Here is a 21668-nt window from a genome sequence, read left to right on the forward strand (position 1 = left end):
TTCATTCCAGGAGTTACAGTATTAATTTTATTTTCTGAAAAGAATTTGATCTTGATAGAGAAAGAGTAGTTTAAAGTTCTCTTTTGTTTTTAAATTCATTTCAGCAGGATTCTCAGTATAGCGTTTAATGAAAATATATGAAATGAAAAAAAAATGGTTTTTTATCTTTCCGTACTTGATAGTACTATTAGTTTCGACATTTGGGAGTGAGTCAATCTCGGCACAGCAAAATCCCGATACTTCAAATAAGAGTAATCTTTGGGGTAAATGGGGGTTCCAAGTTGATTCTCTTGATATAGGGATAAAGGAACAATGGTTTAATAAAAGATTGGCAGATGAAGTGGTATTACCTGGTTCCATGACCACCAATGGAAAAGGGAATGATGTGGATATACATACACCATGGACAGGGAGTATTGTTGATTCTTCTTGGTTTAAAAAAGACCAATATGCTTCCTATCGAAAGAAAGGAAATATCAAAATTCCATTTTGGTTGCAACCCGTAAAATACTATAAGGGAGCCGCATGGTATCAAAAAAAAATAAAGATACCAGTTGGCTGGAAAAATAAGAATATAGAGTTGTTTATTGAAAGGAGCCATTGGGAAACAACAGTCTGGATTGATGATCAAAAGTTAGGAATGGAAAATAGTCTTAGTACGGCCCATGTCTTTAATTTGCCCCAAACAATTACTTCTGGAGAACATGTAATCACGATACGCGTTGATAATCGTGTCAAAAATATTGATTTTGGACAAAATTCACATAGTATATCCGACCATACCCAAAGCAATTGGAATGGAATAATTGGTGAAATATCTCTTTCTGCCCGTTCAGGGGTGTTTGTGAAGGAGGTTCAGTTGTTTCCTGATGTGAAAAACAAACAGGTATTGGCTCGCGTACAGCTTACCAATACAACAGGGCAGGCCTACAAATGTACTATGGAGTTGAATGCGACCATACAAAATGGAAAGGGTGAAAAACTAAGTCCATTGCGTAAAGCTTTGGATGTAAAAGAAGGGAATACAACTCTTGAATTGGTTTATCCAATGGGCAAAAAACCTTTGTTATGGGATGAGTTTAATCCTAACGTTTATACGATGAAGGTTGCACTTTTGGAGGGAACTAAAAACAAGGATAGTAAGAGTACATCATTTGGCATGCGCAGTTTTTCCAAAGAAGGAACCCAATTTACCATCAATGGCAAACTAACTTTTCTTAGAGGCACTTTAGAGTGCGCTATTTTTCCAAAAACCGGATATCCGCCAACAGATCTAGAATCTTGGATGCGTATATTTCGTATTTGCAGATCTTATGGTTTAAATCATGTACGTTTTCATTCCTGGTGTCCGCCGGAGGCTGCTTTTGCAGCTGCTGATCTTTCTGGTTTTTACCTTCAAATTGAATGTGGCTCTTGGGCAAACCAAGGAGCTGTGATAGGTGATGGAGCTCCTCTGGATCAATATATTTACGAAGAAAGCGAAAGAATTGTTGAAGCTTATGGAAATCATCCCTCTTTTTGTATGATGGTTTATGGTAATGAACCCGATGGAAAGAATTCTACAAAATATCTTACTAATTTTGTGACGTATTGGAAAAACAAAGATGCTAGGAGACTCTATACATCTGGTTCGGGTTGGCCTGTAATAACAGAAAGTGATTATAACAGCACGGATAATCCACGTGTTCAGAGATGGGGAGAGGGTTTAAAAAGCATCATTAATGGTCAAGCACCTTCAGCTAATTATGATTGGAGAGATAATATTAAACAATGGAAAAACCCATCAGTGAGTCATGAAGTGGGGCAATGGTGTGTGTATCCTGATTTTAAAGAAATACAAAAATATACAGGTGTACTGAAAGCCAAAAATTTCGAAATTTTTCAGGAAACGCTAATGAATCATGGCATGAAAGATTTGGCGGATAGTTTTTTGATGGCCTCTGGGAAATTACAAACACTTTGTTATAAGGCGGATATAGAAGCAGCCTTACGTACACCTGGTTTTGCTGGTTTTCAGTTGTTGGATTTACATGATTTTCCTGGTCAGGGAACCGCACTTGTTGGTGTTCTGAATCCTTTTTGGGAAGATAAAGGATATGTAACAGGTAAAGAATTCAGTAGGTTTTGTAACGCGGTTGTTCCATTGGCAAGATTGAAAAAGATGGTTTATCAAAATGACGAAGCCATCAACGCAGAGGTGCAAATTGCAAATTTTGGAGAAAGGGCATTGAATGAAAATGTACGTTGGAACATTAAAGATGTAAAAGGAAAAATTATAGCGCAAGGAGAATTTGCAAAAAAAATAATTCCTCTAGGGAATTCCTTTATAGCAGGAGAGATAAATCAGTCCTTATCCTCTATAAATGAGGCAGGAAGATTTATAGTAAATGTTGCCGTTGGAAGTTATGAGAACTCATGGGATATATTTGTTTATCCTGCGGTTCAAAAAGAGATAAACAGTGCCGTATTGATCACGCAACAATTGAACGATAAAGCACTGGAAGTATTGAATAATGGCGGAAAAGTATTGCTTACAGTACCAAAAGGATCAGTAAGTAAGGATAAAGGAGGTGACGTAAAGATTGGTTTCTCTAGCATTTTTTGGAATACTGCTTGGACCAATAGCCAGCCTCCAACGACACTAGGAGTTTTATGTGATCCAAAACATTCGGCTTTCGATGAGTTTCCTACGCAGTTTCATAGTAATTACCAATGGCAAGATGCGATGAGTCATTCTAATGCGATTTATTTGGATAAAGTATCTCCAACAATGAAACCCATTGTTAGGGTAATAGATGATTGGGTAACGGCACGTCCTTTAACTTTGATTTTTGAGTGTAATGTAGGAAAAGGAAAATTGCTTGTTTCAGGAATTGATTTGCTTTCAGATAAGGAAAATAGACTTGAAGCTAGGCAATTGTTGTACAGTTTGAAAAAATACATGGCAAGTGAAAAATTCAAACCCAATGAGGAGGTTTCAATTCAAGTTATAGAATCCTTATTCGCGGCAAGTAAATAATGGAATAGATTCGCTTTCTCATGCAAATAATAAAATAATAACCCCTTAAGTTTTAGTTTTAAAACTTTAATAACATACAAATGAAACAAATATTAACAGCTGTCTTACTTTTATTTTTACTTTGTTCATGGGACTCTAAGGATAAGTTGGCAATGGATATAGCCGGAGAATGGACAGTGCAGTTAGATAGTACAGGCATTGGGCTGCAAAATGGATGGCAAAATAAAGCCTTTAAGCAAGTAATGCAATTACCGGGTACTACTGATGATGCTAGACTAGGAGTTCCTAACAAACTAAAGCCAAGTTTGAAGAGACCTCAATTGAGTCATTTAACTCGAAAAAACAGTTATTTAGGTGCAGCATGGTATACCCGTGAAATAACAATTCCTGATAATTGGAAAGGAAAAGAATTTATATTGAAATTGGAGCGTGTAATCTGGAAAACCAATGTTTGGATTGATGGCAAAGAGTTAGGAAGTGAGCAACATAGTCTAATTGCACCTCATTATTTTGACCTTACAAAATATCTAATTCCCGGTCAAACACACCGACTGACTATTCGTGTTGACAATCGAAAACAGTTTGATATCAGTGGAGATAATATGGGGCATGCTTATACCAATGACACACAGATTATTTGGAACGGTATCATAGGCGATATGAAAATAGAAGCCTTGGATCCTATTCGAATTACTAATTTGCAAGTAAATCCGGATATTGATTTAAGTACAGCGAAATTAACCATTACCCTAAATAATAATACGGACAAAACGGAAAAGGGAGTTTTAAATATTGTTGCGGTTAATAAAAAGAGTAAAATTGCTATCAATGCCCTTAAACAGAGTATTCAAATAAAATCAGGGCAATCTGAAATTGAAGTTGATTATAATATGGGCGAGAATGTAAAACTTTGGAGTGAATTTTCTCCAGAATTATACGAATTAAAAGCCCAGTTGAAAACAACAAAAAATAAATCATTCAGCTCAGTGGATTTTGGGATGCGTAAGTTTTCTAAAAAAGGTTCTGTACTTACGATAAATGATAAACCTGTGTTTTTAAGAGGAACATTAGAATGTGATATTTTTCCGCTTACAGGGCATGCGCCAATGGACAAAGAAGGGTGGAAAAAAGTATTTGTAACGGCTAAAGAATGGGGGTTAAATCATCTTCGTTTTCACTCATGGTGTCCCCCTAAAGCAGCTTTTGAAGTAGCTGACGAAATGGGTTTTTACCTGCAGGTAGAGTTACCGGTTTGGGTTCTTACTATCGGAGAAGATCAAAGAGTAACTGATTTTTTGTATGATGAAGCGCAACATATGATAGATGAATATGGTAATCATCCCTCTTTTTGTATGTGGTCCATGGGTAACGAATTGCAAGGAGATATGACTGTATTGACTAAAATGATGAACAGTTTAAAGAGTAAAGACCCAAGGCATCTTTACACCACTACTTCTTTTACTTTCCAAGAAGGATATGGGGCTTTTCCTGAACCAGGTGATGATTTTTTTATTACCCAAAGGACTAAAAAAGGATGGGTACGTGGACAAGGTGTTTTTAATAGTGAGTCTCCCACATTCAACAAGGATTATTCAACTTCAGTAGAAGGTATGAATGTGCCTTTGATTACACATGAAATAGGGCAGTATGCCGTTTATCCTAAGCTAGACGAAATTTCCAAATATACAGGCGTTTTAGAACCGCTCAACTTTAAGGCGGTAAAAGAAGATTTGGAAAGTAAAGGAATGATTAGTAAGGCAGCAGATTATACCAAAGCTTCAGGTAAATTGGCCGTAATACTCTATAAAGAGGAGATAGAAAGAGCCTTAAAAACCGCTGGAATTAGTGGTTTTCAATTGCTAGACTTACACGATTTCCCAGGTCAAGGAACAGCTTTGGTAGGCTTGTTGGACGCTTTTTGGGATAGTAAAAATCTAATTTCTGCTGCAGAATTCAGACAATTTTCCTCCCAAGTTGTACCTGTTATTCGTATGCCAAAAGCCACTTATATGAACAATGAACCTTTTGTGGCCAGTGTAGACGTGAGTAACTATTCTGCAACTGACTTAAATGATCAAATAATAGAATGGAGTGTCATGGATAATGCTACTATTTTGGCTTCGGGTACGACAACAACGACAATCTCTTTAGGATATAATCAAAAAGTTATTGATATCAATGAGAGTCTCCAAAAAATAACTAAGGCGACTAAATTAAAAATCCTTGTATCTCTAAAAGGAACTGATTATAGAAATCAATGGAATGTATGGGTCTATCCACAAAAGCAGACATTAGATTATGGAAAAGTAGTATACACTCAAAGTCTTAAGGAAGCTTACACACTTCTTAATGCAGGTCGTAGGGTATTACTGAATCCAGATTGGAAGAAAATTAAGGGCATCCAAGGGAAGTTTGTTCCTGTATTTTGGAGTCCTGTCCATTTCCCTAAACAAGCTGGTACTATGGGAGTACTTTGCGATCCAACGCACAAAGCTTTGGCTGCTTTCCCAACAGATATGCATACTGATTGGCAATGGTGGGATTTAAATATCCATTCTACAACTCTTATTATGGATAGTATTATCGGTGGTAGTCCCATTGTGGAGATGGTAGACAACTTTACAAACAACCGTAAATTGGCCTCACTTTTCGAAGGTACTGTAGGATCAGGAAAACTTGTAATTGCATCCTTTGATTTAGCTACGGATTTAGATAAACGTCCGGTTGCTAAACAAATGCTAATTTCCATACTTGATTACATGAATAGTGATTCATTTAAGCCTAAAACGATTAAAAACCCAGATGCTTTGAAATTAATTTTGATGGATGAAAAAGAAAAAGAATCGGCTGGGGGTTTTTATTAGTATAATTTAAATTTGGTCGCTCACATCCATTCCATTGGAAGAAATGGGGAATAATTTAACAGCGCGTTAAAGGAAATATTTTTTGTTAATTCCGAACATTTTTAATACATCAAAATATAGTTATCAATCAGATAATTTTAAATTTAATACGAATGAAAATTAAACTAATACTTGCAGCCTGTCTTTTTTTCTTGGCAGTAGATCGTACTTTTTCTCAAGATAAGAATGTTGATTTATCTGGTTCTTGGAACTTCAGATTAGATCGAGACAACAGAGGAGAAAAAGAAAATTGGTCAACGACCAAATTCTCAGAGACTATTCAATTACCCGGTACTACAGATCAAGGACATAAGGGAACAAAGACAATTGGACCCGATTACGGCATTCTTTCCCGTGTATACAAGTACGTGGGGCCAGCTTGGTATAGCCGTGAAATAAATGTGCCAGTAAAATGGAAAGGAAAAGATATCGAGCTTTTTCTGGAAAGAGTAATGTGGGAATCGAAAGTTTGGGTCGATGGAAAATTGTTGACCAAGCAAGACGCATTGGCTGTGCCACATTTGCATCGCTTAGGGAAGTTAAATCCAGGGAAGCATGTGATCACTATGAGAATCAACAATGATTTAATTTATAACATTGGAGATAAAGGTCATGTTTATACTGAATATACCCAAAGTATTTGGAATGGAGCTGTTGGGAAAATAGAATTGCGTCCAATAGAAAAGGTGCATATCGAAAATATGCAGTTGTTTGCGGATGCAGATAAAAAGGAATTGGAGCTAAAATTAAAACTTAAAAACCCGGCTCCAGTTAAAGTTGTATATGTAATTACTGATTTACAAACGGGAAAAAAAGTATTTACGACGCAAAAAATGCTTTCCAATACCGAAGAACAGACCCAAACATTGAAGATGGGGTTTCCAATCAAATTATGGGATGAATTCACCCCCAATCGATATGAAATCAAGGCTACACTTGGGAACGGAGATGAACAAAGTGCCAATTTTGGTTTTAGAAGTGTGAGTACTTCTGCCTCAAAGATTCTCATCAACAAGGCTCCCGTATTTATGCGGGGGAATCTCGATTGTGTACATTTTCCCCTAACAGGATATCCTTCCTGTGATGTTAAAGAGTGGGAGCGAATTTTTAAAATTTATAAATCCTACGGTCTTAATCATGTACGATTCCATTCCTGGTGTCCACCTGAAGCGGCTTTTGAAGCGGCGGATAGATTAGGTATTTATATTCAAGCCGAAACCATCTGGATTGACTACTGGATGACCGCAACACCTAAAGATCGTCCAGACATGTTAACAAAAGGGCTGCCAGAAGGTTTGGGTAAAAATCCTTCTGCTGATCAGTTTGTTCAACAGGAGTTACAACGCATGTTGGATGCCTATGGTAATCATCCCTCTTTTGTAATGCTTTGTATTGGAAATGAGTTGGGTAATTCCAATTTTGATGTGATGCAGCAATGGATTAAAAAGCTAAAAGAAAAAGATAGTAGAAGATTGTATGCTGTGTCAACGGCTAGAAAAATTATGCCAGTGGATGACTTTAGTGTTACCCATAATATTCCAGGAGTGGGAGGAACGTATGGAATTCAGGGACCAAATACAGATTATGATTTGGAAAAGAATTACTCCAAAAGTACTATTCCCATCATTGCCCATGAAGTGGGACAATTTCCTGTTTATCCTTTGTGGAGTGAAATAGATAAATATAAGGGAGTTTTGAAAGCCCGCAATCTAGAGAAATGCCGCGAATCAGCCATAGCGAATGGACTGGTAAATAAAGATGTCGAATTTCATGCCGCAAGTGGTGCTCAACAAAGAGAGTTATACAAAGCACTGATTGAAAATTTCTACAGAACGAAGTCTTGTGCTGGTTTTGAGATGCTCAGTATGCAGGATTATCAAGGACAGGGTGAAGCTTTGGTGGGCTGGCTTGATGTGTTTTATGATGACAAAGGGACTACTTCCCCAGAATATTTTAGACAGTACAATAATGCAATAGTCCCATTGGCAAGATTTAAAAAATTTGTATGGGAGAACAAAGAAAAGTTTACAGCAACAATTCAGATTGCCAATTACAGCGCTGCAGACTTGAAGAATGACGTACAATGGGAATTAATAACGACCGATGGGAGATCAATCGGTAAGGGAGTAATACAGCAAGCAATAATAAAAAGAGGTCAACTTCAAAGCATTCAAGAGATCAATGTTCCCCTAGCTGCTGTTTCGCAAGCGGTGGAAGCAAAACTAAAAATCAACATTCCCGGTACTTCCTACCGCAATGAATGGTCGCTGTGGATTTATCCATCAAATCTTCCTGAGATAGCCGCTTCGAAAGTTTTTGAAACGAATAAAATTGATGACATAACAATGGCAGCCTTGAAAAAAGGAGAGACAGTTGTGTTATATGCCGCTAAATTGGGTAAACCAGAATCCTTTAGACCATTGTTTTTTGAACCGCTATTTTGGTCCAATATATTTTTTCCTGGACAGGAAAATACAACTCTTGGTCTGAGTGTAAACGAAAAGCATCCTGCGTTTAAAAATTTCCCTTCGGCTTTCTATGGAGATTGGCAATGGGAATCAATAAGCAAGGGTAGGGCTTTTAAATTAGAGAATTGGCCAGCAGGCATAAAGCCTTTTGCGCAACCCATCAGTGATTTTCATATTAACGAAAAGTTGGGTTCTTTGTTTGAGTGTCGTGTTGGTAAGGGACGTTTGTTGGTTTGTGGTTATGATATTGAGAATAATAAGGGTGCTGTAGCAAAACAACTTCGATATAGCCTTTTGCAATATGTCAATAGCCGTGATTTTAATCCAGAGATTGCTGTAGAATTACCTCTTTTGCAAGCGACATTTCCTTTAATAAAGGAAGCCCAAAGCAAAGTTCCGGTGCCGGAAGAATTTGCCAATGCACTACTTTATGTAAAAGCGGGAATCAATGTATCAAAGGAAACGGGTGAATATCCTTGGAAGAAAGAAATGGATGTTTCGGTCTTGAAACGAAAAATGCAATACAATTTTAAGAATAATGAAAACCCTTCAATCTGGCGATGGGATGATAAAGCGGCTTGGTTTGCAAAAGAAATAGAAATAGAAATGAATGTACCTCAAGGCTTAATAGGGGATTTGTATGTGCATTTTTCTGATTGGAATAAGGAAGGAAGAGAGGCTAAAATCTGGATAGAAGGAAGAGAATCGGTTACTGGTCTATTGGATAAAAAAGGGAAGTGGGTTAAGTTATTTGTGATGCGTGAAGATACTAATGATGGTAAATTGATTTTACGCACTAATAGTCTTGCTGGCAGCAATGTGATGATTGATGAGTTAATTTTTGTGGAAAATAAATAACGGTAGTTTAAGTGTAAATATGCCGAGTAGTACTACTGTTTTAATAAGAAATATTAGTCTCCTGATGTGATTTTTGTGCATCGTAAAATCGCCAATAATGATGATGAGATTTTCCTGTAGAAATGCATGAAGAAACTCTGACTTTAAATGGAGAAGATGCTGTATTAATAGTTGAAATTTCTTGACCTATTTCAGGGATAAATGGCGACCATTGGAAAGCGGTGAAGAGCAATAAGAGTAACTTATAATCATAAGGTACTTTTTATCTTAAATCAGCCTACTGAGTTAAAAATTCACTCTGAAACTAATATTAGGGGTTAAGCCAAGTGATTTGTTGTCTACTTGGACGGCATCATTAGAATCATTTGGGTTGACTTTGTAATAGCGATTAATCACATTATCCTCATTCGTAAGGTTAAGTACACCCGCTGTTAAGGAAGCTTTGATTACAGATGATAAATTGAAATTATATTGTAATGAAGCATCTAAACGCATAAAATTATCTAGATTTTCGCTGTTGGGAGAAGCATAGTTGACCGTAGTCTGATTTCCGGTTTCTACGGTTTCATGACCCTCAACTGGTTTGGTGTACGGCTGACCATTTCTCCAATTATAACCTACAGATACTTTTATGTTTTTAAGAATGTCGTAATAAAAACCAAGCGACACAGAATGTCTTATGTCTACATTATTAGGGAAGGTAGAGGGGGTAAAAGCATCAAATTTGTAGTCATTTGTACTAAAGGTATAACTCAGCCAAACGCTATATTGACTGGCCGTTTTATTGGCTAAAAATTCAAGACCTTTAGCGGTATAACTTCCATTGGCACGAGTATATTGAAAGCTGTTATAAAAACCCTGATTGGAAGCTGTAATACCATCTACAATTTTGTAAAAGCCCGTCGCTTCGATATTGAGTTTGTTTTTATTGAATTCGACTCCAAAAGAAGCTTGCTTGCTCTTGGCAATAGGAATGTCTTTGTTGGTTACTAAAACCCAATGTCTTTTTTCAACACCTAAAAAATCATCTTCAAAATCGACAATCTGAGTAGTGGATTGATTTTTAAATTCCCCTTCTAGTTTTAAAGCAAATTCATCTGATAATTTTTGTCGAATGTTTATTCTAGGTTCTACCAATAGTGTTTCAAATTTTTGAAAATAGTTTAAACGCAAGCCCACTCTGAAATACGTGTTCTTTTTACTATATTCCATCTCTGAGAATACCGCATGGTTTAATAAAACATCTTTTTTAGTATTGGAGTAAAATGGATTACTGACCGTGGTTTGGCTTAACATCCCCGTCTCATTAAATTGATAACCAAGCAAGAAATTTAAGTGATCATCAACTTTGTAATACGTATTGAGTTTGACTCCTGTTTCCAGCACTTCATTTCCTTCCGTTAAACGCTGGTCTTCTTCCACTCGGTGATCCGTAGCCTCAATATTGTATCGGGACAAATAAGAGATCAAGTTTGTACTTAATTTTGAATTCCATTGTGCTTTCCAATTACCACCATAACCAATGTTTTTTTGTGATAGCGTACTGGTTTTAGACTGGGTTTCGCTTGAATGGGTAAGACGTTCTGAATAATCTAAAGCGTTGTTAATACCAATAATATTCGCTCTGAATTGATGTTTTTCATTCAAATCGAAAAGTAGTTTTGCGGTATAATCATAAAAGTAAAAATCGGAGGAGGCATTATGCTGATCGTTATCTGCATAGATTTCTGTATCCTGAAAACTACGGTCAAAATATTTAGTGTAAGTAGGGGATTTATACAAATCCGTAATAGAACGACGTCCAGAAATATGAAGTTCTACTTTTTTAGTGATAGGAATTTCTAAAAAAGCATCAGCACTAATACCATTAACACCTGCACCGCCAGAAAAAGTATTACTTATTAAATCTTTGGTGTACATATTAATCGTACTGGAAACGCCATCACTGTATTGCGCACTGGTTCCATTTTTAGTGACCACAACTTTGTTGGTAAGGTTAGGGTTGTAAGCAGATATTAGCCCAAAAAAATGGCCGGAGTGATACATTTTGATATTGTCCCAAAGTACCAAATTTTGATCATTAGTTCCCCCGCGCACATTTATATTGGCAATGCTTTCATTAGTGCTTTCAACACCAGGAAGTATTTGGACGGATTGTAAAATATCGGGATCGATGAGTCCAGGAAGTATGCCAAATTTTTTAGTATTTAAAACCGTGCTTCCATCGAGATATTTTTGTAATCCAGGAGTTAAGTAAACGGGTATTAAAACCTGATTTAACTCCTCGTTTTTGGTACAAAGTACTATTTTCTTGCACTTGTTTTGTTCCGAAAACAGTTCATTAGCTGGAAATTGAATCGATTCAAAACCCATATAGGAAATAATCAGGGAGGCTGTTATAGGGATATCTTGAAGGCTAAATTTACCGTTTTGATCTGTTATGATACTGCTACCATTGTTACCAACAACGACGGAAGCACCAACTAAAGGAGTTTTGTTTTCATCGGATAAAACAGTTCCACAGACGGATATCGTTTTGTTTAGCACCGAAACAGTAACATAGCGAGCATCTAGGGCTTTAAAGTTTAAAAGTGTTTTTGAATTTAGATACTCAATTGTTTCCGGTAAGGTAAAAGAAGTACTTGGTTTTTCCAGGGAGACAGCCGCTACATCTTCAACGGCATAGGAAAACTTAATGTTAAATTGCTTTTCAATCGAAAGAATTAGCTCAGTCAAAGGAACTTTTTTAGCCGTGTTTTGTCCATAACAAAAACTGCCTACGCACAATAGTAAACAAATTAGCCATTTATTTAAGACCATAGTTGTAAAATATAATAGTTTTCCCTTGCAGTTTGTAACTTAATTTAAGCGGAATGGTAACGGCTTGAAGTGCGATTTGCTCATTAGTATGTGTAAAACTTCCGGTAAACAGTTTGGAAGTATCTACTCCTTCCACTTTGATTTTGATATCATATTGGCGCTCCAGTTCTGCAATAACCTGGTCTAACGGAATTTTATCAAAACTAGATTCTTGTTGGAGCCATGAAGGGTTCTGTGCGCTAAAATCTTCAACAGTTTCGATCTTACCATTAAGAACTCTAAAGGTTTTGCCAGGGGGTAATTTAATAGTAGTATGGCCATAGGAGACACTTACCAAACCTTCGTAACACTTAACCTCGAAATAGTTTTTACGCTCTTTTACATTAAATTGTGTTCCTAAAACTTTAACGACTCCCGACGTGGTGTGTACACTAAAAGTTTGTCCTTTCTTTACTTTGAAAAAAGCCTCCCCTTCTAAAGTTAAATCCCTTTTGTCAGCCCATTTTTTGTCGTTATAACTTAGTTTTGAAGCGGCATTTAAGATCACTTGAGAGTGATCCGGTAGGCTAACTGATTTTGTTTGCGCTATTTGGGTTTCAATAGAGGTAATGGTATTAAAAAACAAGAAATAAGCGGTAGTGAATAGTACCAGCAGAGCAGCAGCTACACTGTACACTACTTTAAAGTTTAACGTTCTGATTTTTGTTTTCTTTTTAGTAAGATTCCTAGCTTCGAAAGCCTCCAAGGCAGCATGGGGATCTACTTTTGGAGTTTCCAATTGTGTTGCATAATGATTAATCTTTTCAAGTGTGCGCAAATCTTCCGATTTTTTCAAATCTTCAATTTCAGTACTTGAAAGCTCATTATTGAACCATTTTAATATTTCTTTTTCCTTTTTCATTTTTCCTCTCTATGTTTATAAGACAATTAACTTGTAAATTACCCTATACCTAAATGAATAAATTATATATTTTCTATTTGAGCTTTTAGTATTTGTAGCGCTCCAGACATTCTTTTTTCTACTGTTTTTTGAGAAATATCAAGTAAGTCTGCTATTTCCCTGTATTTTTTACCTTCTATTCTATTGAGTAAAAATACCTCTCGCTGTAGTTCACTTAAGGAGGCGATAGCTTTAGTGAGTTTAAGTTTGAATTCTTCTTCTTCGAGTAAGTATTCAGGACTTTGATTATGGGTGTCTAAGTTAGGGGTGTCCTTGGCATATCGGAACACCACTTTCTGATGTTTTACGGTATTTAGAAATAAATTAGAAATACTGGTAAACAAATAGGTTTTGACTTTTGTGATGTCAATTTTAGCACAATTCTCCCAAATTTTGGTAAAGGCATCTTGTACCAAATCTAATGCAGCCTGGTCATCACCACATTTGTAATAAGCAAAATTATTTGCTGATTGTACGTGTTTTAAATAAAAGTCTCTAAAGTGATTTTCTTCGCAAAGTGTACTTTTTTCGTCGCTCATAGAATATTACTTCATTTTTGTTGTTTGTAAATGTAAAATATTTTTCCAGAAAAAGAGAGGTGTTCATTATTATTGCTTTTAATTGAAAACCTTACGCAATATAGTGGTGAATTTTAGAGTTTTATGAGTTTGTTTGTAGTATGTTATGTTTTTTTTAAATTTTTTGGTAGGGTAAAAATGAACATGGTTGTCTTACTAGTAGAAAGGCGCTAAAACATCGCTTGTCAATTTAAAAATACATTAAATTTGAAGATTATGAAAAAATTAAAAATGGTTACGGGAATTGCATTGGTGGCGATCTTAGGTTTGACATCATGTCAAAATGAAATTGATGATCAGCAAGGAGATAATCCCAATACAAATTCAGTAAATTCAACCACTACAAAGAATCTTAAACGTACTTCGATGTATGATGGCTCATTTGATGATTTCTTAGACGGAGCATCATGTTCTTCCATTATATTACCGGTTACTGTTAAAGTAAATGGCGTTCAGGTTGCGGTCTTAAGCCAATTAGATTATCAACAAGTTATTTCTATTTTTGGACAATTTAATGATGATCAAGATACCGCTGTACTACAATTCCCTGTAAAAGTTAAATTAAGTGACTATACAGAGGTTACGGTTAACAGTCAAACGGAATATAATGCCATTCTTACTGCCTGTACATCAGCGGGATCTTCAAGTCAAGCTGCCATTTCTTCAGTAAGTATCGACTTCCCCATTACCATTCTAACGTATAATTTAAGTTTGCAACAAACGGGAAGTATTGTCATCACTTCAGAACAACAATTATATGCGTATATGGCTAATGTCAGCAGTACAGAATTATTCTCTGTTAAGTACCCTATTTCTGTGACAATTGGTGATGGAACTAAAATAACAATTTCTAGTGATGCTGAATTGCAAGCTGCGATCAATAGCTCTTTAAAAGTAGAAGAAACGATGGCCCTAGCAATTCAAAATGCCAAAAAATTAGAGCCTATTTTAGTTAACGGAAAATTTAAAATAGATTCATTTGTGAGCGCAGGAGTAAATTCAGCAGCGAACTACAAAGATTTTACTTTAGACTTTGCAAATAATTTGGCCATAACCGCTTCTAATGCATTGAGCACAACGGTCAATGGGACCTATGCGGTAAGTTCTGAATTAGAGGTGCTGCTAAAACTTAATTTCTCAGCGAATGCTTCCTTTGTTTTATTGAATAATACATGGAAAGTAACCAGTTTTACTGCTACAACACTCACGCTACAAAGTACAACTAATGCTGCCGTAACATTGGTATTGAAACAAATATAAAAGGATTTAATTGGTGATCTGTTAAGAACAGCTAAGAGTATTTGGCTGTTCTTAATTAAATTTAATAATAAAGATAATGATGAAAAAAACAATTTCTCTATTGGCAATTAGTTTGTTCCTCTCAGTGGTATCATGTTCAAAGGAAGATGATGGCTCAGATAATCCAGTGGCCATAAATCCGAATACCAATAAACAGCCAACGGGAAGTTCAGCTAACAATTTATTATCTGATAACAAGTTTAAGAGCATGGTGATCGAAGTGGTGTATGTAGAAGGTTTTGAACCAAGTGCTACAGCGATCAATAATTTTGTATCCTTTGTTACAGCGCGAACCTATAAGCCAAACGGTGTCCATGTTATAAAACGTGCGATACCCTCTACAGGGAATTCACCTTACACTAATGAAGAAATTGTAAGTATTGAAGATGCCAATCGAACCAAATACAACAATGCTGATGAAATAGCCGTCTGGGCATTTTTTGCAGATGGAAAATCCTCGAAGGATACGGACACAGCTGTTATTCTTGGGACGGCCTACAGAAATACTTCTTTTGTTATTTTTGAACAAACCATTCAGGGTTTAAGTGATAGTCCATTGGAGCCAAGCAGAAGTTTATTGGAGACTGGAGTTATTACTCATGAGTTTGGTCATATCTTAGGATTAACGAACCTTGGTACTGCTATGCAAAGTAATCATGAAGATGCAGAACATGCAAAACATTGTACTGAAAAAACATGTTTAATGTATTGGGCGTCAGAAACAGCCAGTGGTATGTCTAATATGATATCGGGCGGTGCTGCACCACAATTAGATGCCCAATGCATTGCGGATCTCCGTGCCAATGGAGGGAAATAAAATTTAAACAATTAGTTATATATGAAACAGATAAAAAGAATTTTTGGGGTAATCGCGTTATTTTTAGGTGTAATAACGACAATACAGGCACAACATAACCGTGTTCCTAAATCAAACGCGGGGATAAAAGGAGGTTATAGCTTAGCGGCCGTAAATTTTGATGGAGATGGAGAGACGGGACAACGCCACGGTTTTCATATTGGAGTTTATGGAGAGTCCTTTATCAGTGAAAGTTTTTCTATCCAGCCTGAACTGATGTACTCGCAGCAAGGATATAAAATAACCAATAGTGGAGGTACTTTTACACAAAAATTAGATTATATCAATTTACCTGTAATGCTTAAAGCCTATCCTTCTAGAAATTTCTTTTTGGAAGCAGGTCCTCAAATTGGATTAGCGGTTTCGCATAAAGAGGAATATGATGGGGTTTTTAGCGGTTCACAAGAATATGATCCTGATAGTTTTGATTGGGGGATGAACTTTGGAGGAGGATTCAAAACTGATTCAGGTATCAGTTTAGGAGTGCGTTACCACTTAGGTTTAGGAGATTTATATGAGGAAGGAAGAGCACAAAATAGAGTTTGGCAATTCTCTGTAGGTTTTGATTTTTAAGCTTCTTATCAAAAAAAGGAATAAAGAACCAGATGCTGGCATACATATTGCTAAATTTAGGTTTTACTATCATTTTCTAACTTAATAATTTGCTATGGTTTTACAAAATACCAATTCTCCAAGAAATATTTATTTAGCAGATGATGACGAGGATGATCGCGGAATGTTTGCCGATGCCTTATTTGAAATCGACAGTACGGCAGTCTTAACTCAAGCTCAAGATGGAAAACAGTTGATGGATATTATTTATGATCAGCAAGTTGATTTTCCAGAAGTTATTTTTTTGGACATTAATATGCCTAAACAGGATGGGCTTAAATGTTTGGAGGAAATAAGAAGTCAAGACGGGGATTTGAAAAAAACGAATGTTATCATACTTTCAACTTGTAATGATCCTCTAATTATAGAGAAAGCATTTGATCTTGGGGCAACATTTTATGCCGTAAAGCCTAGTACATTCAACGAACTGAAGTCGCTTATTGAAAATGTTTTACAAATGGATTGGTTTTCATTCGAAAAAAGTAATGCTAATTTTAGATTAATCTAGATTAGTGCGCAAATTTATCCTGCCCTTTGCGATGCAGAGGGCGGTAACTCAAATTCTCAAAGGAAAGCATATTGTTTTATTTTGCGATTTTTAAGGGTTTGATTATAAAGTAACTATACTAAAAAAGCTTCAGAGAAATCTGAAGCTTTTCTAATAATAATGGGTGAGTATTCGAAGACCTAAGCCGTTTGTTGCGTATACCTATAGGGATGTAACTTGAGGTATGCCCACCCGGTAGTGTTTACCTGTGATGGCTACTTCAAAGGCTTCGGACAACTCTTTCAGTTTGAATTCTTGACCTACTAAAAGGTCAAAAGGGTATTTGTGATGGCTATTTTTGATGAAATCAAGCGCAAAGGATAGATCTTCAGGAGTGTAATTGTGTAATCCTCTAATAGTAAGAAGATTTCGTACGATTAGTTCCGCATTGACCTGCGTTTTGGGTTGCGTGAATACGGCTCCTACCCACACTGCTGTACCACCAATGGATAGTAGCTCAAGTCCTTTTTCCATAACCTGAGGGATTCCTGTTGTGTCGATTACAACATCAATCTTCTGTTTGTTGGAAAGTTGTTTGTTTATTTGGTCTACAGTAAAACTCCCGTCAAATAATACTGTTGCTCCAAATTTTTTAGAAATAGCCAAACGTTCTAAATTGATGTCCAAAGTGTATACATTTGAAGCGCCCTTTTCTTTAGCCATTGCGCAAGCAGATAACCCAAGCATACCAGTTCCGGTGATCAGTACGTTTTTGTTGACCAGGTTTCCTGCCAAGCGAAGGGCTCCAGCAATTGTTGCGTGCGTGCAGTTTATAGGAGCGGCAACTCGGTTGCTTAAATATTCAGGTAGTTTGTAAACAGCGGTGCCTTCTTTTAATAAGCAGTGGGTAGCAAAGCCTCCGTTAAGACCATCTTCTGGAGTAAATTTACTATGACCATATTTATGAAGACCCTCTGATTTTTGGGGAATTCCTTTTTTAGACATTTCACTGTCGTGGCTGTAGGCATATACGCTCCAAGTTACGCGGTCACCTAGACTTAGGTTGGAATTGTTAAAATCTGTTTTTATGTTTTTTCCCATGTTTATAATGGTGCCTATGATTTCATGACCTAAGACACATGGACTAGGAGTGCTGCGTCGTCCTGTGTAGGTATGGATGTCGCTAGTGCAAATAGTGGTATAGGTAATTTGTACTAATATCTCTTGGTCCTCCACAGTTGGAAGAAGTAAGGATTCTTCTTTCATTGGTACGCCACTTTGGTTGAAAACGATAGCTGTGGCACAATTATTTTTCATATGCATATTTTATTATTTGTAACTATTTGGGTTTAAATATGTGTTTCTGTTTTGTTGAATCAAAAAAAAGGTAAAAATTTTTCAATGGAATTGTTATTATTTTAAGTTTTAAATAATTGTTACATTGAAGATATTCTTTTTTTTGGTTACTTTATGCTTCAAAATTAATTTTTTTAAATATAATATAAAAAAAAGTTTACTATTTGTAAACAATGATAACTTTATTTTTACCTTTGCGTAACATTTAAGGCTGTTTAATAGGTTATTTTTGCATGTATTAAACACTTTTTGATCATGATGATAAAGAAAATAAAATTTACAAATAGTAAAAATTTATCCACTGCATTACTCATAATAGCAGTATTTGTTTGTTATACGGGAATGTATGCGGTGAGGAAATCGTTTCTGGCTGGGAAATACATGGATTTGTCTTTTGGTTATGGTCTTGATGCAAAAGTCGTTCTGGTTATAAGTCAGGTTTTGGGCTATATGTTTTCAAAATTTATAGGGATAAAAGTAATCTCTGAAATGAAAAAAGAAAAAAGAGCAGTATGGCTTTTGGGCTTTATTACTTTTGGACTGGTAATGTTGGGTATGTTTGCTATCCTGCCCCCAAAACTAAAGGTATTGGCAATGTTTTTAAATGGTTTGCCATTGGGGATGGTATTCGGTATTGTATTTTCATTTATTGAGGGTAGAAAGAATACGGAGTTACTGGCCGCCGCCCTTAGTGCTACTTTTATTTTTTCTACTGGATTTGTAAAAACCATTGGACTTGTTCTGATGCAGGATTTTGGTGTAGACGAATATAATATGCCTTTTTTGACAGGCTTATTGTTTTTTCCTTTATTCTTAATTTCTGTATTTGTATTAAGTAGGTCTAAAGGGCCTAGTGAAAGTGATATTGCGGCACGATCAGAAAGACGACCTATGTTTAAGTCAGAGCGAAAAGCATTTCTTCTAGAGAATGGATGGGGGTATTTTGGGTTGGTATCTATTTATATACTACTTACTATTATAAGAGATTTCAGAGATAATTTTATTATAGAGTTTTGGGCTGAGCAGGGTTTTTCGGGTGCGCCACAAATTGTAACACTTACGGAAATTCCAGTAGCGATAGTAGTATTGATCATTGCTGCTGCTGGTATCCTTATCAAAAAAAACAGTACGGCTTTTAACACGGGTATGTACCTTACGGGCTTTGGAGCTATTATGGTTTTGGTCAGTACAATTTTGTTTGAGAAACACCTTATTTCTCCGGTAATATGGATGGTTATTTCGGGAATAGGGGTGTATTTACCCTATATATTGTTTCATTGTTTGATTTTTGAAAGGCTTATTGCGATGTTAAGTTTTAAAGGGAATGTTGGTTTTTTATTCTACACCGCTGATGCAGTAGGTTATCTAGGGAGTTTAATGGTCCTTATTCTTAAGGAAATATCAGGATTTAAACAAAGCTGGGTGCATTTCTTTATCAAGTTAAACATAGAATCAGCTGCGGCTTTACTAGTGATGACCATTTTTTGTTTAGGGTATTTCAATAGGCGCTTTGCTAAAAAGAGAGCAAGCAGTGGCTATGATTTATCCTTGGAGTATAAATAAATTTAAAAAGGAGAATGAAAAATAAATTTGATTTGATTGTTATCGGTGGTGGAGTTCTTGGGGCTTTTCATGCCTATCATGCAATTAATGAAGGACTCACTGTGGCTGTAATTGAAAAAGACAAGCAGCCTGTAAGTGCAACTGTAAGAAATTTTGGTCAAGTAGTACCATCAGGGATGGATTCCAAATGGCAAAAATTAGGTAGAGAAAGTTTGACGATATATAAGGATATTCAAAGTCAATTTGATATTTCTGTACGCAATAACGGTTCGGTTTACCTGGCTTCAAATGAGCAGGAGCTCCAATTGATTGAAGAGTTGCATAACATCAATAAAGGCAATGATTATCAATCGCAGTTGCTTAGCAAAGCGGACTGCTTGGAAAGGTATCCAGGTTTGAAGAGTGATTATGTGAAAGCAGGGCTTTTTTATCCGCAGGAAATAACCGTAGAACCACGCGTGATGATCAACCGTCTGTTGGACTATCTTACTGCTGAAAAAGGACTGGATTATCGTCCGGATACTAAAGTGGTGCAATGTGTGCGTAAAGAGGATGGAGTAGAAGTAACAGCGGCAAGTGGTGCCGTTTTTAAGGCCGCCAAAGTCATTTTGTGCTGTGGTTCTGAATTTAAAACTTTATATCCAGCACTATTTGCACAGAGCGACCTTGAGGTGAGTAAGTTGCAAATGTTGCAAACCAAACCCCAGCCAGGATATACATTGAAGGGATCAATACTTACTGGGCTTTCCATTCGTCGTTATGAGGCTTTTTATGAGTGTCCTTCTTTTGCAGGGATCAAAGCAACGGAAGTCCCCGATTCTTTTGAAAAGAAGTGGGGGATCCATATACTGTTCAAACAGGCTATGGATGGTTCTGTTATCATTGGAGATTCTCATCAGTACGCTGATGCTGCCAATATAGATGATCTTGACTTTGATCTTCGAGGGGATATTGATGATTTTATGATACAGGAAGCCAAGAAGATCTTCGACTTGCCGACATTTGAAATTCAGAACAGGTGGTTTGGGATGTATTCACAGTGTAAGGAGAACGATATATTTGAGCATACTATCGATGATCATATTCATGTGGTTACCGGTATAGGAGGGAAAGGTATGACAGGAAGTGCTGGTTTTTCAAAAGAGAATATTAAGAATATATTTAATTTACAATAGATGACGGATATAAAAATGGTCGTTTTTGATATGGCAGGAACGACAGTAAATGAAGACAACCTAGTATATAAAACAGTGCAGAAGGTGATTAATGAGCAAGGGTTTGAAGTAACTCTCGATGAGGTTTTAAAATATGGGGCTGGTAAGGAGAAGCATAAAGCGATAACGGATGTGCTTACCGCATGTACCAATACTCCGAATTTAGCGGTTGTGGCTGATGCTGCTTTTGCTCATTTTAAAATGGCATTGGAACTGGCTTATGATAAAAGCAGTGTTGTTACATTTGATGGTGTCGAGCAATTGTTCGATCTGTTAAGGGAAAAGAATATTAAAATTGTATTGAACACAGGCTATGATGCTAAAACAGCTAATAAGCTCATGGATAAGCTTGGCTGGATAGTAGGAAAACAAGTTGATGCGCTGATCACTTCCGACGATGTACAAAACGGACGTCCAAGTCCAGATATGATACAATTGGCTATGGTCAAGTTTGGAATTGTGGATGGAGCGCAGGTACTTAAGGCTGGTGACTCTGAAATTGATATCATAGAGGGTAAAAATTCTGGATGCGGAATTACCGTAGGTGTGCTTAGTGGAGCCCAAACAAAAGAACAGTTGGAGGTGGCTAACCCAGACTATATACTACAAGATGTGACGGAGCTTGAATCTATTTTATTCGGTTAGTTTACGCCCATTTTTGTGCTAAAAAAAAGAGTCAGTCTGTATTTAGGCTG

Annotated in this window: 14 protein-coding genes; 10 read left to right on the top strand and 4 right to left on the bottom strand. The window is 36.4% G+C overall.

What is annotated here, in order from left to right; translation table 11 throughout:
- The first annotated feature begins 142 nt into the window (after positions 1–142).
- The 3 genes from AC51AA_RS01330 to AC51AA_RS01340 all read left to right on the top strand — a co-directional run bounded on the left by AC51AA_RS01330 (position 143) and on the right by AC51AA_RS01340 (position 9248).
- A complete protein-coding gene (locus AC51AA_RS01330) occupies positions 143–3019 on the top strand; it encodes a DUF8487 domain-containing protein (protein ID WP_500703944.1) in 2877 nt (958 codons plus the stop codon).
- 80 nt (positions 3020–3099) lie between these two features.
- The gene (locus tag AC51AA_RS01335; protein WP_500703945.1) at positions 3100–5883 is read left to right on the top strand and encodes a glycoside hydrolase family 2 protein; all 2784 of its coding nucleotides are present in this window, start codon (positions 3100–3102) and stop codon (positions 5881–5883) included.
- A gap of 152 nt (positions 5884–6035) precedes the next feature.
- Positions 6036–9248, top strand: coding sequence for a DUF8487 domain-containing protein (locus AC51AA_RS01340; RefSeq protein ID WP_500703946.1), 3213 nt, complete (start codon positions 6036–6038; stop codon positions 9246–9248).
- Positions 9249–9533: 285 nt separating this feature from the next.
- Here the strand turns inward: AC51AA_RS01340 and AC51AA_RS01345 are convergent, their stop codons facing one another.
- The 3 genes from AC51AA_RS01345 to AC51AA_RS01355 form a co-directional block, all read right to left on the bottom strand.
- Positions 9534–12068, bottom strand: coding sequence for a TonB-dependent receptor (locus AC51AA_RS01345; protein WP_500703947.1), 2535 nt, complete (start codon positions 12066–12068; stop codon positions 9534–9536).
- Complete coding sequence (locus AC51AA_RS01350) at positions 12055–12969, bottom strand: FecR family protein (RefSeq protein WP_500703948.1); 915 nt, start codon at positions 12967–12969, stop codon at positions 12055–12057. Before AC51AA_RS01350 ends, AC51AA_RS01345 begins: the two co-directional genes overlap by 14 nt.
- A gap of 62 nt (positions 12970–13031) precedes the next feature.
- Positions 13032–13547 (bottom strand): RNA polymerase sigma factor, encoded by a 516-nt coding sequence (locus tag AC51AA_RS01355; RefSeq protein ID WP_500703949.1) that lies wholly within the window; start codon positions 13545–13547, stop codon positions 13032–13034.
- Positions 13548–13802: 255 nt separating this feature from the next.
- Here AC51AA_RS01355 and AC51AA_RS01360 point away from each other — a divergent pair, with 255 nt between their 5' ends.
- The 4 genes from AC51AA_RS01360 to AC51AA_RS01375 all read left to right on the top strand — a co-directional run bounded on the left by AC51AA_RS01360 (position 13803) and on the right by AC51AA_RS01375 (position 16861).
- Positions 13803–14846 (top strand): hypothetical protein, encoded by a 1044-nt coding sequence (locus tag AC51AA_RS01360; RefSeq protein WP_500703950.1) that lies wholly within the window; start codon positions 13803–13805, stop codon positions 14844–14846.
- Between the two features lie 76 nt (positions 14847–14922).
- Positions 14923–15702, top strand: a complete 780-nt coding sequence (locus AC51AA_RS01365) for a membrane metalloprotease (RefSeq protein ID WP_500703951.1) — start codon at positions 14923–14925, stop codon at positions 15700–15702.
- A 21-nt stretch (positions 15703–15723) separates the two neighbouring features.
- Positions 15724–16314 carry a porin family protein gene (locus AC51AA_RS01370; RefSeq protein ID WP_500703952.1) on the top strand — a complete coding sequence of 197 codons (591 nt, stop codon included), beginning with the start codon at positions 15724–15726 and terminating at the stop codon, positions 16312–16314.
- 94 nt (positions 16315–16408) lie between these two features.
- Complete coding sequence (locus AC51AA_RS01375; RefSeq protein ID WP_500703953.1) at positions 16409–16861, top strand: response regulator; 453 nt, start codon at positions 16409–16411, stop codon at positions 16859–16861.
- 201 nt (positions 16862–17062) lie between these two features.
- On the opposite strand, the gene AC51AA_RS01380 is transcribed toward AC51AA_RS01375, so the two are convergent.
- Positions 17063–18157, bottom strand: coding sequence for a zinc-binding dehydrogenase (locus AC51AA_RS01380; RefSeq protein ID WP_500703954.1), 1095 nt, complete (start codon positions 18155–18157; stop codon positions 17063–17065).
- A gap of 294 nt (positions 18158–18451) precedes the next feature.
- Between AC51AA_RS01380 and AC51AA_RS01385 the strand changes: the two genes are divergently transcribed.
- The 3 genes from AC51AA_RS01385 to AC51AA_RS01395 are packed head-to-tail and all read left to right on the top strand — an operon-like array spanning position 18452 to position 21618.
- The gene (locus AC51AA_RS01385; RefSeq protein ID WP_500703955.1) at positions 18452–19759 is read left to right on the top strand and encodes a DUF5690 family protein; all 1308 of its coding nucleotides are present in this window, start codon (positions 18452–18454) and stop codon (positions 19757–19759) included.
- 14 nt (positions 19760–19773) lie between these two features.
- Complete coding sequence (locus tag AC51AA_RS01390) at positions 19774–20934, top strand: TIGR03364 family FAD-dependent oxidoreductase (protein WP_500703956.1); 1161 nt, start codon at positions 19774–19776, stop codon at positions 20932–20934.
- The gene (locus tag AC51AA_RS01395) at positions 20935–21618 is read left to right on the top strand and encodes a phosphonatase-like hydrolase (protein ID WP_500703957.1); all 684 of its coding nucleotides are present in this window, start codon (positions 20935–20937) and stop codon (positions 21616–21618) included.
- Positions 21619–21668 lie beyond the last annotated feature (50 nt).

The sequence above is a fragment of the Flavobacterium sp. OHVDL-2026-0007 genome, assembly GCF_059882335.1.